Source organism: Cupriavidus pauculus (assembly GCF_008693385.1).
Classification (GTDB): domain Bacteria; phylum Pseudomonadota; class Gammaproteobacteria; order Burkholderiales; family Burkholderiaceae; genus Cupriavidus; species Cupriavidus pauculus_D.
Map to the genome: position 1 here is coordinate 750479 of NZ_CP044065.1, position 15813 is coordinate 766291.

At 67.2% G+C, this 15813-nt stretch carries 11 protein-coding genes; 6 read left to right on the forward strand and 5 right to left on the reverse strand.

Annotation, left to right across the window (positions count from 1 at the left end; all coding sequences use genetic code 11):
• Nucleotides 1-22: 22 nt before the first annotated feature.
• The 4 genes from FOB72_RS03555 (at nucleotide 23) to FOB72_RS03570 (ending at nucleotide 5189) form a co-directional block, all read left to right on the forward strand.
• Nucleotides 23-1060: a LacI family DNA-binding transcriptional regulator gene (locus tag FOB72_RS03555; RefSeq protein WP_150371261.1), complete on the forward strand. Its 1038-nt coding sequence runs from the start codon at nucleotides 23-25 to the stop codon at nucleotides 1058-1060.
• A gap of 103 nt (nucleotides 1061-1163) precedes the next feature.
• Nucleotides 1164-2498 carry an FAD-dependent oxidoreductase gene (locus tag FOB72_RS03560; protein WP_150371262.1) on the forward strand — a complete coding sequence of 445 codons (1335 nt, stop codon included), beginning with the start codon at nucleotides 1164-1166 and terminating at the stop codon, nucleotides 2496-2498.
• Nucleotides 2495-4180 (forward strand): dihydroxy-acid dehydratase, encoded by a 1686-nt coding sequence (locus tag FOB72_RS03565; protein WP_150371263.1) that lies wholly within the window; start codon nucleotides 2495-2497, stop codon nucleotides 4178-4180. Before FOB72_RS03560 ends, FOB72_RS03565 begins: the two co-directional genes overlap by 4 nt.
• Nucleotides 4181-4202: 22 nt before the next feature.
• Nucleotides 4203-5189 carry a Bug family tripartite tricarboxylate transporter substrate binding protein gene (locus FOB72_RS03570; protein ID WP_223851405.1) on the forward strand — a complete coding sequence of 329 codons (987 nt, stop codon included), beginning with the start codon at nucleotides 4203-4205 and terminating at the stop codon, nucleotides 5187-5189.
• A gap of 99 nt (nucleotides 5190-5288) precedes the next feature.
• On the opposite strand, the gene FOB72_RS03575 is transcribed toward FOB72_RS03570, so the two are convergent.
• The 3 genes from FOB72_RS03575 to FOB72_RS03585 all read right to left on the reverse strand — a co-directional run bounded on the left by FOB72_RS03575 (nucleotide 5289) and on the right by FOB72_RS03585 (nucleotide 11180).
• Nucleotides 5289-8237, reverse strand: a complete 2949-nt coding sequence (locus FOB72_RS03575) for an ATP-binding protein (protein ID WP_150371264.1) — start codon at nucleotides 8235-8237, stop codon at nucleotides 5289-5291.
• A gap of 125 nt (nucleotides 8238-8362) precedes the next feature.
• The gene (locus FOB72_RS03580; RefSeq protein ID WP_150371265.1) at nucleotides 8363-9613 is read right to left on the reverse strand and encodes an oxidoreductase; all 1251 of its coding nucleotides are present in this window, start codon (nucleotides 9611-9613) and stop codon (nucleotides 8363-8365) included.
• A 142-nt stretch (nucleotides 9614-9755) separates the two neighbouring features.
• Nucleotides 9756-11180, reverse strand: a complete 1425-nt coding sequence (locus FOB72_RS03585; RefSeq protein WP_150371266.1) for an ATP-binding protein — start codon at nucleotides 11178-11180, stop codon at nucleotides 9756-9758.
• A 269-nt stretch (nucleotides 11181-11449) separates the two neighbouring features.
• Here FOB72_RS03585 and FOB72_RS03590 point away from each other — a divergent pair, with 269 nt between their 5' ends.
• Together FOB72_RS03590 and FOB72_RS03595 are read left to right on the forward strand one after the other, a co-directional pair.
• A complete protein-coding gene (locus FOB72_RS03590) occupies nucleotides 11450-12463 on the forward strand; it encodes an aldo/keto reductase (protein ID WP_150371267.1) in 1014 nt (337 codons plus the stop codon).
• A gap of 24 nt (nucleotides 12464-12487) precedes the next feature.
• The gene (locus FOB72_RS03595; protein ID WP_150371268.1) at nucleotides 12488-12904 is read left to right on the forward strand and encodes an SRPBCC family protein; all 417 of its coding nucleotides are present in this window, start codon (nucleotides 12488-12490) and stop codon (nucleotides 12902-12904) included.
• 46 nt (nucleotides 12905-12950) lie between these two features.
• On the opposite strand, the gene FOB72_RS03600 is transcribed toward FOB72_RS03595, so the two are convergent.
• Both FOB72_RS03600 and FOB72_RS03605 read right to left on the reverse strand, forming a co-directional pair.
• A complete protein-coding gene (locus FOB72_RS03600; RefSeq protein ID WP_150371269.1) occupies nucleotides 12951-13256 on the reverse strand; it encodes a hypothetical protein in 306 nt (101 codons plus the stop codon).
• A 90-nt stretch (nucleotides 13257-13346) separates the two neighbouring features.
• Nucleotides 13347-15668, reverse strand: a complete 2322-nt coding sequence (locus FOB72_RS03605; protein WP_150371270.1) for an FdhF/YdeP family oxidoreductase — start codon at nucleotides 15666-15668, stop codon at nucleotides 13347-13349.
• Between the last annotated feature and the right edge of the window lie 145 nt (nucleotides 15669-15813).

Genomic DNA, 15813 nt, shown 5'->3' on the forward strand with positions numbered 1-15813 from the left:
CAATTCCGGGACCGGTGGCGCGATGACCAAGGGTGGCGCGACGAAGGTTGTCGCAACGAAACGGCTGACCAGTATCGACATCGCCCGGCTGGCCGGTGTGTCCCAGACTACCGTGTCTCGCGTGCTGCAGGATCTGCCGTCGGTCAAGCCCGAGACGAAGGCGCGCGTCCTGAAGGTGATTCAGGACCAGGAATATTCGCCGAGCGCCGCCGCGCGCCAGATGAAGACCCGCCGCAGCGGCACCGTCGCGGTGGTCGTCGCCAGTCTTTCCAATCCGCTGTATCCGCTGTTGCTGCAACTGCTGGTCGAGCGTCTGGCGCTGCGCGGCTTCCGCACCACCGTGTGGGAAGTCGACGGCAAGATGGACGAAGCCACGGTGCGCGCGCTCGCCGAGAGTGCGACCGATGGCGTCATCTTTGCCGCGGCGCTCGACGAATCGCGCGAGATGCTTGCGCGCGTCGCCGCGGACAAGCCCATCATCCTGATCAACCGTTCCGTGGGAACGGACCTGTTCGACACGATCGTCAGCGACAACTACGCGGGCGGCCGGCGCGTGGCGGAGTATTTCCGCTCCGCGGGGCGCAAGTCCGTGGGGCTGATTTCCGCGGCACCGGGCAGGGGATCGAAGGCCAGCACGATTCGCGAACGCGAGCGCGGGTTCATCGAGGGGCTTGGCGACCTCATCGATACGGATGCCTTCGTGCGGGCCGATGCCACCGACTTCGGCTACGAGTACGGCATGCGCGCGATGCAGACGCTGCTTGCCGAACGTCCGGCACTGGACGCGGTGTTCTGCACCAACGATATCGTGGCGATCGGGGTCCTCGATGCGGCGCGGCGTTGCGGCAGGCAGGTGCCGGACGACCTCTGGATCGTCGGCTACGACGACATTCCGATGGCGCGCTGGGATTGCATCAGCCTGAGCACCGTGCAACAGCCGCTGCCGGCGATGGTCGAGCAGGTGGTGGAACGGCTCGAGGATCGGATGGGGAAGCCGGATCTTCCGCCGCGCGCGTTCGTGCTGCCGAACGACCTCGTGCTGCGGCGCACGACGTCCTGAGGTTGGCGGCCAGATTTTTTTGCGTATAATGACTACGTAACCATTTAGGTTCAAGCGCGTAAAAGTGGGAACGGCAACGGATCGCGCATTTTTTGGAGAAAAAATGACTACGTATTCATACGGCATGGTGTCCGAGCCCGCTCGGTCCACGCCGGTCTTCCGCGCCGCCGACGTCTGCGTGGTGGGCGGCGGCGCGGCGGGCGTGGCGGCCGCGATATCGGCCGCGCGCGCGGGCGCCAGGGTCGTGCTGCTGGAACGGGAGGGCTTTCTCGGCGGCACGCTGACCTCGGTCAGCCTCGGCAGTATCTGCGGGCTCTATGCCGTGACCGAGTCGCAGGTCACGCAGATCGTGAGCGGCTTCTGCGACGAGGTGATCGAGCGCCTGCGCTGGCTCGACGGCCTGGGCACGCCCACGCGATGGCTGGAGACGGCGTCGCTGCCGTACGACCTGTTCGCGATGAAGGTCGCGCTCGATCAGTTGATTCAGGAAGCGAAGGTCGAGGTGCTGTTCCATGCGATGGTGGTCGGCGTGGCCACGCGCGACCGCGAGGTCGATGCGGTGCTGATCGAGACCAAGGAAGGGCGTCTTGCCATTCGGGCGAAGGCGTTCATCGATTGTTCGGGCGATGCGGACCTCGTGAGCTTTGCCGGCGCGCCGTGCGAGATCTCCGACGGCGACCTGCAGTTTCCGACCACGATGGTGCGGTTCGGCGGCGTCGATACCGACGCGCTGGCCACGCTGAGCCGCCCCGCGCTGCGCGAGCGGCTGGAGCAGGCCGTGGCCGACGGCTACGAGCTGCCGCGCACCGCGGGCGGGGTATTCGCCGAACGTCCCGGCCTGGCGCACCTGAACATCACGAAGGTGGCCGTGGACGGCAAATCTCCGAATCCGTTCGACCTCAGCGTGATGTCGCGCGCGGAGATGGCGGGACGCGAGCAGGTGTGCACGTACCTGAAGGCCTTTCGCAATTACGTGCCCGGATTCGCATCCGCGTTCGTGATGGACACGGGCGCCGTGATCGGTATCCGGGAAAGCCGCCGCACCGTGGGCAGTTACGTACTGACCGACCGGGACGTGCTGGAAGGCGCGCGCTTCGACGACGTCATCGCGTGCTGCGCATGGCCGATGGAGGACCACGCGGCGGGCCGCGCCACCAAATGGATCTGGCTGCCGCCGGGGACGTACTTCCAGATTCCGCTGCGCTCGCTGCTGCTCGAGGACTTCGACAACCTGATGGTGGCGGGCCGCTGCGCATCGGCCACGCACGGTGCGCAGGCATCCATCCGTGTGACCGCGCAATGCTTCGCGATGGGCGAGGCGGCAGGCCTGACCGTCGCGGCCGCCGTCGATCGCGAAACGAGCGTGCACCGCGTACCCGCTACCGACGTCCAGCAGATGCTGGAGAAGAACGGCGCCTTTCTTGGAGACTTGCAATGACCGCCCGCAACTACCGCAGCAATTTCACCCCGGGCACCACGCGCTGGGCCCTTCGCAAGGCGCAATGGCAGGCGCTCGGACTGAGCGACGCGGATCTCGACAAGCCGAAGATCGCGGTGGTGAACACCTCGTCCGAACTGTCGAGCTGCTTCAGCCACCTCGATGGCGTGGCCGAGCACGTGAAGACCGCGATCCGCGCGGCGGGCGGTGTCCCCTTCGAGGTGCGCACGGCCGCGCCGAGCGACTTCATCACGAGCGCGGGAAAGCAGGGCCGCTACATCCTGCCGTCGCGCGATCTGATCGTGAACGACATCGAGGTGCAGGTCGAGGGCGCGCAGCTCGATGGGATGGTGTGCCTGGCCTCGTGCGACAAGACGACGCCGGGGCAGATGATGGCGGCGGCGCGGCTCGATATCCCGACGCTCGTCGTGATCTGCGGCTATCAGGCCAGCGGCCACTACAAGGGCGAGCACGTGGATATCGAGGACGTGTTCGAGAAAGTCGGCATGCATGTGACGGGGCAGCTCTCGTTCGAAGACCTCGACGGCATGTGCAAGCGCGCGGTGCGCAGTCCGGGCGTGTGCGCGGGCCTCGGCACGGCAAACTCGATGCATATCGTCTGCGAGGCGCTCGGCCTGACGCTGCCCGGCGCGAGCCCCGTGCTCGCCAATTCGCCGGCGATGGTCGATCAGGCGCGCGCGGCCGGCGCGCGCATCGTCGAGATGGTCAACGAGGGCCTGAACCCGCGCAGCATCCTGACGCCCGCGGCGTTCCGCAATGCCGTGCGCGTGGCGCTGGCGCTGTCGACGTCGATCAACGTGCTGCGGCATCTGCAGGGCGTGGCGGAAGAAGCGGGCACGGACGTGGATCTCTACGAGCTGTTCGATCGCCTCGGTCGCGAGGTGCCGCTGCTGGCGACGGTCAAGCCGAATGGCCCGCATCGCACGGAAGAGCTCGAGGCGGCGGGCGGCACGCTGGGGACCATCAAGCGGCTTGCGCCGATGATCGAGCAGTCGTGCATGACCGTATCGGGCAAGACGTGGCAGGCGATCCTCGACGCCTACGAGGCGCCGTCGCCATCGATTCTCCGCACGCTCGACGATCCGGTGTCGACGAAGCCCTCGCTGGTGATCCTCCGGGGCTCGCTCGCCCCCGAGGGCAGCATTCTCAAGCTCGGTAACGCGGGCGAGAAGGCCGAAAGCTTTCGCGGCAAGGCGCTCGTATTCCACTCGCAGGAAGAAGCGATCGAAGCGCTGGCCAGCGGCCGTATTACCGAAGGGACGGTCGCGTGCCTGCGCGGCATGGGGCCCATCGGCGGGCCGGGCGTGGCGCTCGCCTCGTCGTTCGTCGCCGCGGTCGAGGGTGCCGGGTTCAACGGCAAGGTCGCGGTCGTGACCGACGGCCAGCTGTCGGGCCTCAATCGCGGCGTCGCGGTGGGACAGGTGTGTCCCGAAGCGGCGGCCGGCGGTCCGCTCGCGCTCGTGCAGGACGGCGACGAGATCGAGATCGACATTCCGGGCCGCCAGATCAACCTGCTGATCGATGCCGCGGAGATGGAAGCTCGCCGCGCATCGGCAACCCCGATCCGCGGTGCCAGCGAGCAGGGCTGGCTCAATATCTACAGCAGGACAGTCAAGCCGCTCGCCAGAGGCGCTGTGCTGATTCCCATCCAACCCCGATAATCAGAACGTGGAGGAGACAACCATGAAAACCATCAACCGACGCACGATCGTCCAAGGCTTGCGCATGACGCTCGGGCTGGCCACGCTGCTCTCGGGCGTGGCCTTTGCCGCGTATCCCGACAAGCCCGTGCGCATCGTCGTGCCTTACCCGCCGGGCGGCGCATCCGATACCACCGCGCGCGTGCTCAGCGAGAAGCTCAAGGACGTCACGGGCGGCACGTTCGTCGTCGAGAACCGGCCGGGCGCCAATGGCAATATCGCGGCGGAACTGGTCGCGAAATCGCCGGCCGACGGCTATACGCTGCTGATGGCGAACGTCGGTCCCAATGCGATCAGCCAGACGATCTATCCGAACCTGAACTACGACGTCAACAAGAGCTTTGCACCGATCGGCCAGACCACGACCGTGCCGATCGTGCTGGTGGCGGGGCCGAAGGTCAGCGCGACGGACATCAAGGGACTGGTGGCGGAGGTCAAGGCGAATCCGGGCAAGTACACGTTCGCCTCCGCGGGCAACGGTTCGTCGAATCACCTCGTGGGCGAGATGTTCAAGTCGGGTCTCAAGCTCGACATGATGCACGTGCCGTACAAGGGCGACGGCCCCGCGATGACCGATGTGATGGCGGGGCAGGTGTCGATGATGTTCACGACGGCCGTGGCCGCACGGCCGTATGTGACCGGCGGCAAGCTCAAGCTGATCGCCGTGGCCAGCAAGAAGCGCGTGCCGGCGTTTCCGAATGCGCCCACGATCGACGAGTCGGTGCTGAAGGGGTTCGACGCCTCGTCGTGGGGCGGGCTCGTCGCGCCGGCCGGCACGTCGCCCGAGATCGTGAAGCAGTTGAACGAGGCCATGGTGAAGGTGCTCGCGATGCCGGAGGTGAAGAGCAAGCTCGCCACGCTCGGCGCGGAAGTGGTGGCGACGAAGCCCGACGAGTTCGCCGCTTATATCCGGAGCGAGACGGACAAGTGGGGTGCCGTCGCGAAGGCGGCCAACGTCGTGGCGGAGTAAGGAAGGGTGGGCCGGGCGGCATGGTGTCGAGACGCGTACAGGCCGAGCTGACGGGCACGGCAGCGGACTGCATCCGACTGCCGCGTACGGCAGCCGATATCAGCCGACCGTGTCGTGCCGCAGCCGTTCGATCAGCGCCGCGGCCTGCCGCAGGTCGGCCGTGCCGTGGCCTTCGGTGAAGCGCGACAGCACGCCGTCCAGCGCGGTGGCGGCTTCCGCTCCGCGCCCATGGGCGCCGAGCAGCTGGCTGTAGCTCGTCATCGCCCGCAACTCCCACGACAGCGCATGGCTTTCGCGCGCGGTGCTGATGGACCGCAGGAAGCAGGTCTCCGCATGCGCATCGCGCGATTCCGTACGCCACAGCTCGCCCTTGATGCGCAGCAGTTCCGCCATGCACCAGCACTCGCCGCTGGTGACGGCCGCACTGATGGCGGCATCGATCGTGGCGTGGGCACCCGACAGGTTGCCCTCGGCGCCGAGGCCCTGGGCCAGCGCGCCGAGAAACGCCGGAAAGCGCAGCCGGATTCCGCAGTCGTCGAGCGTGTCCAGCGATTCGCGCAGCATCGCGATGCCGCTGCGATCGCCGAGCGCGATCCGCAGCAGCCCGTCCAGCGCGACGCTCAGCGCATTCCAGTAGCCGATGGGATGCAGCGCAAGGTGTTCGCGCAACAGCGTGAGGCCATGGCGGGCCCCCGCGTAGTCGCCCACATGCAATGCAATGGAACAGGTGGCGTGCACGAGCGCGTTGGAGATGGACAGCGCGTGCGCGGTCATCTGCGCATGCGTGAATGCGTTCCTGGCCGTATCGACCGCGCGATCGGGATAGCCGCGCAGCCACAATACGTTGGAGAGCGTGCCGTAGGCGGCCGCGCGCTGGTCGAGCTGAAAGCGCGCGATATGCGAGCCGCGCGCGGGCGCCACGTAGGCGGACAACATGCGTTCCAGATGGCTCTGGGCCTGTGTCTGGTCGCCGAGATAGCGCAACGACGTCGCCATCATGCGATCGACGCTCGATTGCGCGGACGCGTCGCCCGCCGCATCCGCGAGCGCGCGGAAACGTGCCTCGAGTTCGAGCGCGGTGCGGTGCTCGCCGCGATAGGTGTGATAGACCGACAGTCCCCACAGCGCGCGCAGGCGATGTTCGGCATCGTCGTTGTGCTCGGCGAGGGCGAGCGTGCGCTGCCAGGCGCTACCGGCCTCCGGCGTGGAGCCCGTGGCGTAGAGCAGGGCCGCGGCCAGGGCGCCCGTGAGCTTCATCGCCACCACGGACTCGCGTTTCGCATCGACGATCCGCAGTGCGCGGCGGACGAACTGCTGGCACTCGTCGTAGAGAGACAGATGCATCCATAGCGGAATGGCGGCCAGCGTCAGCGAGAGCGCCATGTCCTTCGTGGCCGCGTCCATCGCGCCGTCCGCGCCGTCCGCGCTCCGGGACGTGAACGCCCATTTCAGCGCGGCGCGCACGTCGTCGATCTTGTCGTGATGGTCGCGGAGCCATTCGTCGGCGGGCCGCGCGTCCCATTCGGATTCGGCCTTCGCCAGCCGCTGCATGGTCAGCTGCGCATGGTGGTGCAGCCACAGGTCGAGTTCGCGCGCTTCGTGCAGCTTGCGTTGCCCGTACGCGCGCGTGGTGTCGAGCAGCCGGTAGCGCACGGCATTTCCGCCGAGATCCGCGACGACGAGGGACTTGGCTACCAGTCGCGCCAGCTCGTCGACGATGCATGCGGAATTCGGCATGTCGCGCGCGCCGTGCTGCCGGTGCAGCGCGATGGCGGACTCCAGCGTGAACGGCGCGACGAAGACCGACAGACTGCGCAGCAGCGCCTGTTCGTCGGGCGGCAGCGCGTTGTAGCTCCAGTCGAGCGCGGCGCCGAGCGTGCGGTGCCGGGGCAGGGCGCCGCGGCGATCCTGCATCAGGATGCGGAAACGATCGTCGAGCAGCAGCTGGAGTTCGCGGATGCCGAATGCATCGACGCGCGTGGCGGCCAGTTCGATGGCGAGCGCGATACCGTCGAGCCGCCGGCAGATATCGGCGACGATGGGCGCATCGTCGTCGCGCAGGCGAAATTCGTCCACGCATTCGGACGCGCGCCGCACGAACAATTCCACGGCGGCATAGGCGAGCGCCTGTTTCGCGGTCAGCGTGGGCGCGAGTGGCGGGAGTTCGAGCGGCTGGAGCCGATAGACGCATTCGCCACGGACGCGAAGCGTCTCGCGGCTCGTCGCGAGGATGCGCAACTCGGGTATCGCGCTCAGCATCCGGTCCGCATGGGCGGCCACTTCCTCGATGACGAGTTCGCAGCTGTCGAGCACCATCAGCGTGGGACGGCCGCGCAGGGCCTGCGCAAATGCTTCCACCAGCGCGGGGATGGAATCGCCGCCCTGCGGCGTGAGGCCGGCCGCCGCGGCAATCGCATTGCCGACGAACCGGCTGTCGCCCAGCACGCCGAGATCCGCGAAACAGACATGGGTATCCTGCCGCCGCGCAACGGCCGTTGCCACGCCGAGCGCGACGGTCGTCTTGCCGATACCGCCCGACCCCAGCACCGTCACCAGACGATGCTGTTTCAACTGGTGTCCGATGGCCTCGATGGCATCGGCGCGGCCCACGACGCAGGTAGTCAGTGCCGGCAGCCGCGACGCCAGTTGCGGCGGCATGGGCGACTGCATCGGGGAATGCCCGCTCACCACCGGCGAGACGAATCGATAGCCGCGCCCCACCACGGTCGCGATATAGCGCTGGCCCTCCTGGCCGTCGCCAAGCGCGCGCCGCAGCGCGGTCATATGCACCTTGAGGTTGCTCTCCTCCACGACGGTGTTGGGCCACGCGCGGCCCATCAGTTCGGCCTTGGACACGAGTTCGCCGCTGCGTTCCGCGAGCGCGGCCAGCAGCTCGATCGCGCGCGCGCCCATATGCACGGGGGTATCGTGTTTCAGCAGCAACTGCTGCGCGGGAAAGAGGCGGAACGGGCCAAAGGAGAGGACCGACGCGCTGGCAACGTCCTGCGCCGGTGGAGAACAAGGTGGCTTGCCGGTTTCAGGCTTCACGATGCGCTGGGACAGTGGAGGGTCTGTCAACGCCACGCAGGGCGGTGCGTGTATCCCAGGAGTATAGGAGAACGCTGCTACGGCAGCGTCTGACGATGGGCGTCGCGGGCGCCTGCTCGTCTCCTTTAATACTCGTCTGCCCACTGCGCGCCTCCGCCTTGCCCGCGCGCCCACGGATGCGCGGGCTGCGGGCGGCCGCAGAGTTCGATGCCCGCATGGCGTGGCCAATAGGGATCGTCGAGAATCGCCTGGTCGATGGCGACGAGATCGGCATCGCCGGTCCCGATGATCGCCTCGGCCTGTGCGAAACCCGTGATCGCGCCGGTGGCGATGACGGGCAGACCGGTCTCCTGCTTCAGCGCGCGGGCGAGGGGCACCAGATAGCCCGTGCCGTACGGCGCGTCTTCCGACGCGAGCAGGCCGCCCGCGCTGACGTAGAACACATCGCAGCCCTGCGCCGCGAGGCAGCGCACGAACACCGAGGCCTGCTCGAGATCCCACCCCTGGCTCATCCAGTCCTGCGCGGGAATGCGGCAGGCGAGGGGGCGCCCGGCGGGCACCGCCTCGCGTACCGCGGAGAAGACCTCGAGCGGAAACCGGAGCCGGTTCTGGAGCGTGCCGCCGTACAGGTCGTTGCGGCGATTGGAGAGAGGGGAAAGGAACTGATGCAGCAGGTGGCCGCCGGCGGCATCGATGAACACGGTGTCCACGCCCACGCTCACGGCGCGGCGCGCGGCGGCCACGAACGCCTCGCGAATGACGCGCAGGTCCTGATGGTCGAGCGCTTCCGGGAGGACCTGGCCGGGCTCGTAGGCCAGTGCCGACGGTGCCACGGTCTGCCAGCCGAGCGCTTCCGTCGGCGCGATCTGCGCGTGGGCGCCGAGATTTCCGGGGACATCGGTCGATGCCCGGCGCCCCGCGTGGCTCAGCAGGATGCCGATCGGCATGTCCGACCATCGGCGCAGGCTCTCGATCGTGAGACCCATCGCGGCCTCGGTCATGCTGTTCCACAGGCCGAGGTCCGCATGCGTCGATCGGCCCTCGGGCAGCACCGCCGTGTGCTCGATCGAGAGCAACGCCGCGCCCGATAGCGCGAGCCGGCCCAGATGGATCAGGTGCCAGTCGCTCATGCAGCCGTCGTTCGCCGCGTACTGCCGCATCGGCGCGATGACGACGCGATTGAGCAGTTCGAGTCCCTCGATCACCACGGGGCGCAGCAGGCGTGGCCGGCGCGGCGCGCGGCCGCGTCGGCACGCCTGCCGTGGCGACACCGCGGGCGCCAGCGTTGCGGTGGCGAGCGCGGACGTGCCGAGGGCGGATGCGGCGAAAGCGGAAAGTCCCAGTACGGGCGATCCGTTGCAAGGCTTGGCGGTCATGGGGACCCCTCGTTCATGTCCGGCCTTCATGTTCGGGATTACGCTGCGCAGATTGCCGCCGCGATCACTTTCTTCAGCCTAGGGGAGTACGGCGGGCCGCATGGGTTAAACGTTGTGAATTACCGTGACGCGCGCGTTCCGGTTACAGGCGGGTCGCCGCGTATAGCCGCGTGGTGTCGAGCAGTCGCAGCGTGGTGCTGCCATCGATCGCATGGACCGCGATCAGCGATTTCTCGATCAGGTCCGCAATGGACTGGGTGACCGCGGTGGTGCCGAATTCCGGCGCCGCGGCGGCCACGGCCGCGTCGATCGTGAACTCGCTCGGAAAGGCCGCCAGGCAGCGCAGCACCCTGCGATCGCGCGCGGGCAGCAGGTTGCAGCTCCAGTCGAGCGTCGCCTCGACGGTGCCCTGCCGCGCGGGCGCGTCGCGGCGCCCGCGCCATGACAGCGCAAGCTGGTTGCCGAGCAGTTCGGCCACGCCGTCGATGCCATAGAGCGCGACGCGGCTCGCCACGAGTTCGATCGCGAGCGGATTGCCATCGAGCCGGCGGCAGATCGTCGCGACGGTCGGCGCGTGTTCGTCCTCGAGCGGCGCGTCGTAACCGCCTGCCGTGGCACGGTCCATGAACAGCTGGATCGACGGAAACACCATGGCCTGGTCCGCCGTGAGCGCGCCAGCCATCGGCGGCATGCCCAGGGGCGGTATCGGATAGAGGCGCTCGCCGCGCACGCGCAGCGGCTCGCGGCTCGTGGCCAGCACCTGCAGGTTCGGCGCGCTGGACAAAAGCCGCTCGACCAGGCGCGCCACCTCGTCCACGACGTGTTCGCAATTGTCCAGCACGAGCAGCGTCCGGCGCGATGCAATCGTTTTCAGTACCTCGCCGACGAGCGCTTCGTCCAGGCGCCGGCCGGGTCCTTCGCATTCGCTGTCGCCGGCGTCGAGGCCGAACGCCGTGGCGAGCGCGCCGCCCACACGCTCGTCATTCGCACGCGCGATATCGATGGCCCCGAGGTCCACGAAGCAGACGGCACCGGACAACTCGCGCAGCGTATGGCAGAGCAGCGTGGCCAGCGTGGTCTTGCCGGCACCGCCGGGACCGACGATGGTCACCGCGCGTGCGCCATACAGTGCGCGCGACAGTTCGACCAGATGCTCGCATCGGCCGATGGGCGGACTCAGCGGTGCCGGCGCGGGCCGCCAGCCGTCATGCGGGCGACGCGGGACTCCCGCGCGATCGTCGGAGGCGGCCGGCAGATTTTGCAGGGGAGCGACGAAGCAGTAGCCGCGTCCGGAAATGCTCGCGATGTACTGCATGCCGTTCTGCCCGCAGCCGAGGATGCGCCGCAGCTTGGCCATCTGCACGCGGGCGTTGGATTCCTCGACGACCAGTTCCGGCCACGCGAGGGCCATGAGCTCGCGGTGCGACACCACTTCGCCCGGCCGCTGGACCATGGCCACGAGTATGTCGAAGGCGCGGCTGCCCATTGCGATCACCGCGCCCCCACGTTCGAGGACGCGCGACTGCGTATAGAGCTGGAAGGGCCCAAACGAATAAGTTTCGCTCATTGATTATTCCTGTACGACTGGCCCGGAGGTAAGTGGAAGGCAAGAGACAGAACGTTCCTCCCCACAGGCTTTGTTGTAACCGCAGTCGCTGGAAGACGTGGTTAAGCTGGGTTAATTTCAGTAAAGCCGGCCGGCCGAATCGCCGCCGTTCACAGGTGTTCACCAGCATTAACGGGCCATGGCAGGGGGCGCGTGCCACATTGGAATCGGCCCGGTGCCGATGGGGCGCCGGACGCGCAGTCATTGCAGTCAATTCCCTGGAGAGTGAAATGAGCATCCGCGACACGCTTCCCAATGGTCCGCTAGGCTTCGGCGCCGCGCCGCTCGGCAACATGTTTCGCCAGATTCCGGACGCCGAGGCCGAGGCGACCGTCGATGCGGCATGGGATCTGGGCACACGCTATTTCGATTCGGCACCGTTCTATGGCGCGGGACTATCGGAGATTCGCCTCGGCAAGGTGCTGTCGAAGCACAAGCGGGACGATTACGTGCTGAGCACCAAGGTGGGCCGGCTGATCCTCGACGAGATCGAGACCGGCAAGCGCGAGTTCGGCGAGAAGGGCGGCCTGTTCGAACATGGGCGACCCAACAAGATCGTCTACGACTACACCGAGCGCGGCGCCATGCAGTCCATCGAGGACAGCCTGAAACGGATGGGTGTCGATCGGCTCGACTATGTGTGGATCCACGATATCGCCAAGGATTTCCATGGCGATGCCTGGCTGCAGCAGTTCGAGACGGCACGCACGGGTGCGTTCCGCGCGCTCAGCCGGCTGCAGGAGCAGGGCGTGATCAAGGCCTGGGGCCTCGGCGTCAATCGCGTCGAACCCTGCGAGCTGGCCGTCGATCTCGACGAGCACTGCCCGACGGCGCTGCTCGTGGCCGGGCGCTATTCGCTGCTCGATCATGCCTCGGCGTTGCAGCGCCTGATGCCGCTCTGCGAGAAGAAGCACGTCGAGGTCGTGGTCGGCGGACCCTATAGCTCGGGCGTCCTCGCGGGCGGCACCCATTTCGAATACCAGAAGGCGTCGCCCGAGATCCTGGCAAAGGTCGAGCGCATTCGCGCGCTTGCGGACAAGCACAAGGTGCCCATCAAGGCGGCCGCGCTGCAGTTCTCGCTCGCGCATCCGGCGTCGGTCGCGGTGATTCCCGGCGCGAGCAAGCCCGAGCGCATCGCGGAGGACCATGCGGCGCTGAAGGCATCCATTCCCGCCGAATTCTGGCGCGATCTGCGCGCGCAGGGGCTGGTGTCGCCCGAGGCGCCGCTGCCGACCGATCGCTGATGGGCCCGCAGCAGGAGAGATGACATGGCAACAGCATCCACGAGCATCGAGGTCGCCGTCGCGCCCGATACCGTCTGGAACCTGATCGGCGGATTCGATTCGCTGCCCGACTGGCTTCCCTATATCCCGAAGAGCGAGCTGTCGGAGGGCGGGCGCGTGCGCCACCTCGCCAATCCGAACGGCGAGGCGATCGTCGAACGGCTGATGGCGTTCGACCAGAACCAGCGCAGCTACAGCTACGCGATCCTGAAGGCGCCGTTCCCCGTGACCGACTACCTGTCGACATTGCGCGTGATTCCCATCGACGGTGGCAAATCGTCGCGCGTGGAGTGGTCGGGAGAATTCACGCCGAACGGCGTGAGCGACCAGGAGGCCACCGCGATCTTCCAGAAGATCTACGAGGATGGCCTGAAGGCGCTGGCGGACGGCCTGGCCCGCTAGCCCCATCGCCGGCCGACGGCAGCATCGCTGCTGTCGGCTGCCGCCGTTACTGCGTCATCGGCTTGGTCATCTGCTTCTTCTGGGGCTTTTGCTTCTTGGCCGCCTTCGACTTGTCATCGACGAGCGCGCTGCCGGTGCTCGACCGTGCGCCCTGCGTGTACGGGTCGAACTTGTCGCCCGCGCGATTGGCGTCGGGCGTGTAGCCGTCCCGGTTGCTGATGCGCTGCGGATCCGAGCCGCCCGTGCTGCTGTCGGAGCGGTTGTAGCGGTCGTGGGGCGTGCCCGCGAGGGCGGTGCCCGCGGCACCCGCGGTGAGGGCGGCGACCGCCGCCAGCGTGATGAAAGTTTTCATTTGTGACTCCTGCCGGTTTGGGTGGATGCACCGCCCGGGCGATGGCCCGTTTGGCGCGAGGTGGGAATCCGTACGAAAAAGCATGAAGGTTCAGGACGCCGCGGGCAGGGCCGGCGCCGCTGTCCGGTGCAGCAGTACCGGGATGGACTTCGACGTGGGCGTATTGCAGACGTCGGCGACGCTGTCGAGCGGGACCAGCGGATTCGTCTCTGGATAGTAGGCGCCAATGCAGCCGCGTGGAATGTTGTACTCCACCAGCAGGAAGCCAGGCGCGCGCCGTTCCACGTCGTCATCCCATACCGTCGTGATATCGACCCATTCTCCGGCCCGCAGGCCGAGCATGGCCAGGTCGTCACGGTGGATGAACACGACTCGGCGCTGGCCGAAGACGCCACGGTAGCGGTCGTCGAGCGCATAGATCGTGGTGTTGTACTGGTCGTGGGAGCGCGTGGTCATCAGCACCATCACGCGTTCACCAAAGCGGGCCTGCGCGCGGCGGATCGGCGTATCGACCACCAGCGGGTTGACGAGGAACTCGGCCTTGCCCGACGCGGTATCCCATTCCCGCTCGCGCGCCGCCACGCGCATATGGAACCCACCCGGATGGGCGACGCGCTCGTTGTACTGCTCGAAGCCATCGACCACCGCCTCGATCTTGTCGCGAATGCGGCTGTAGTCCTGCGCGTACCAGCGCCATGGAATCTTGTCTTCGCCAAGCGTCGCGCTGGCCATATTGGCCACGATCGCGGTCTCCGACATCAGCATCGGCGTCGCTGGCTGCTTCATGCCGTACGAGATATGCACCATCGCCACCGAATCCTCGACCGTCACGCCCTGCGCGACGCCGTTCTGCATGTCGATCTCCGTGCGGCCGAGCGTGGGCAGGATCAGGGCCGCCTTGCCGTGGATCAGGTGGCTGCGGTTGAGCTTGGTCGCGATATGCACGGTCAGGTCGCACGATCGGAGGGCATCCCACGTGATCTCCGAATCGGGCGTGGCCATCGCGAAGTTGCCGCCGAGCGCGATGAATACCTTGACCTTGCCTTCGCGCATCGCTTCGATGCTCTCGACCACGTCATAGCCGTGCTCGCGCGGCGGCTCGAAGTCGAACACGCTGCCCAGCCGGTCCAGAAAGGCCTGCGTCGGCTTCTCCTCGATGCCGACCGTGCGGTTGCCCTGCACGTTCGAATGCCCACGAATGGGGCATAGTCCCGCGCCTTCGCGGCCGATATTGCCGCGCATCATCATCAGGTTCGACAGCAGCTGGATGGTCTGCACCGAATGCTTGTGCTGGGTCAGGCCCATGCCCCAGGTGCAGATCACGCGCTTGCCGCGCGCGTAGATGAGCGCCAGGCCCTCGATGTCCTCGCGCGCCACGCCGGACTCGGTCTCGATGGTTTCCCACGTTTCCCTGCGCAGGTCGTCGGCAAACGATTCGAAACCGTGGGTATGCGTCGCAATGAATTCGACATCCAGCACGCGCTCGGCATTCGCCGCGACGGCTTCGTCGTCGAGTTCCAGCACGCGCTTGGCCACGCCCTTGATCAGTGCAAAGTCGCCGCCGAGCTTCGGCTGGACGAAGACGGAGCAGATATTGGTGCTGGACAGCGTCAGCATCTCCACCGGGCTCTGCGGGTTCGTAAAGCGCTCGAGCCCGCGCTCGCGCAGCGGATTGATCGACACGAGCGTGGCGCCGCGCTTCGCGCATTCGCGCAGCTCGCCCAGCATGCGCGGATGGTTCGTGGCCGGGTTCTGGCCGAACAGCAGCAGCGTGTCCGCGCTTTCGAAGTCGCGCAGCGTGACCGTGCCCTTGCCGACGCCGACCGAGAACGGCAGTCCGCGGCTGGTCGCTTCGTGGCACATGTTGGAACAATCGGGGAAATTGTTGGTGCCATAGGCGCGCGCGAACAATTGATAGAGGAACGCCGCCTCGTTGCTCGCGCGGCCGGACGTGTAGAACGCCGCCTCGTCGGGGGAGGGGAGCGCGCGCAGGTGCGCCGCAATCAGATCGAAGGCCGCCTGCCACGCAATCGGGCGGTAGGTGTCCGTCATCGGATCGTAGGCCATCGGCTCGGACAGCCTGCCGTGCTGCTCCAGTTCGAAGTCCGACTGCTTCATCAGCGCCTCGACGGTATTGGCCGCGAGGAATTCGCGCGTGACGCGCTTGCTCGTGGTCTCCGCCGCGACGGCCTTGACACCGTTCTCGCAGAACTCGAACGTGGATGCATGCTCGCGATCGGGCCATGCGCAGCCGGGACAGTCGAAGCCGTGGGGCTGGTTCTGATAGAAGAGCGCGCGGTAGTTGAGCCCGTTGACGCGTTCGCGGAGCAGACTGAGCGCAACGTACTTGATGGCGCCCCAGCCTGCGGCGGCATGCGTGTAAGGGGCAATGCGTGGCTTCTCTTGGCTCATCGTTCGCTCCGGGGGCTGCGGCTGGCGGGCTCGTGCCCGCTGATGTGGCCCATCATGCGTCCACCCTCACGCCGAGCCTGTCGTGCATCCGCGCGCGATTTCAAGAACGCACGCTTTCGATACGTCACTAGCTGCTGAAACGATA

What these genes read in the sequence shown, in the direction of transcription:
- FOB72_RS03555 (WP_150371261.1), top strand. Translation starts at nt 23, where the DNA reads ATGACCAAGGGTGGCGCGACGAAGGTTGTCGCAACGAAACGGCTGACC.
- FOB72_RS03560 (WP_150371262.1), top strand. Translation starts at nt 1,164, where the DNA reads ATGACTACGTATTCATACGGCATGGTGTCCGAGCCCGCTCGGTCCACG.
- FOB72_RS03565 (WP_150371263.1), top strand. Translation starts at nt 2,495, where the DNA reads ATGACCGCCCGCAACTACCGCAGCAATTTCACCCCGGGCACCACGCGC.
- FOB72_RS03570 (WP_223851405.1), top strand. Translation starts at nt 4,203, where the DNA reads ATGAAAACCATCAACCGACGCACGATCGTCCAAGGCTTGCGCATGACG.
- FOB72_RS03580 (WP_150371265.1), bottom strand. Translation starts at nt 9,613, where the DNA reads ATGACCGCCAAGCCTTGCAACGGATCGCCCGTACTGGGACTTTCCGCT.
- FOB72_RS03585 (WP_150371266.1), bottom strand. Translation starts at nt 11,180, where the DNA reads ATGAGCGAAACTTATTCGTTTGGGCCCTTCCAGCTCTATACGCAGTCG.
- FOB72_RS03590 (WP_150371267.1), top strand. Translation starts at nt 11,450, where the DNA reads ATGAGCATCCGCGACACGCTTCCCAATGGTCCGCTAGGCTTCGGCGCC.
- FOB72_RS03595 (WP_150371268.1), top strand. Translation starts at nt 12,488, where the DNA reads ATGGCAACAGCATCCACGAGCATCGAGGTCGCCGTCGCGCCCGATACC.
- FOB72_RS03600 (WP_150371269.1), bottom strand. Translation starts at nt 13,256, where the DNA reads ATGAAAACTTTCATCACGCTGGCGGCGGTCGCCGCCCTCACCGCGGGT.
- FOB72_RS03605 (WP_150371270.1), bottom strand. Translation starts at nt 15,668, where the DNA reads ATGAGCCAAGAGAAGCCACGCATTGCCCCTTACACGCATGCCGCCGCA.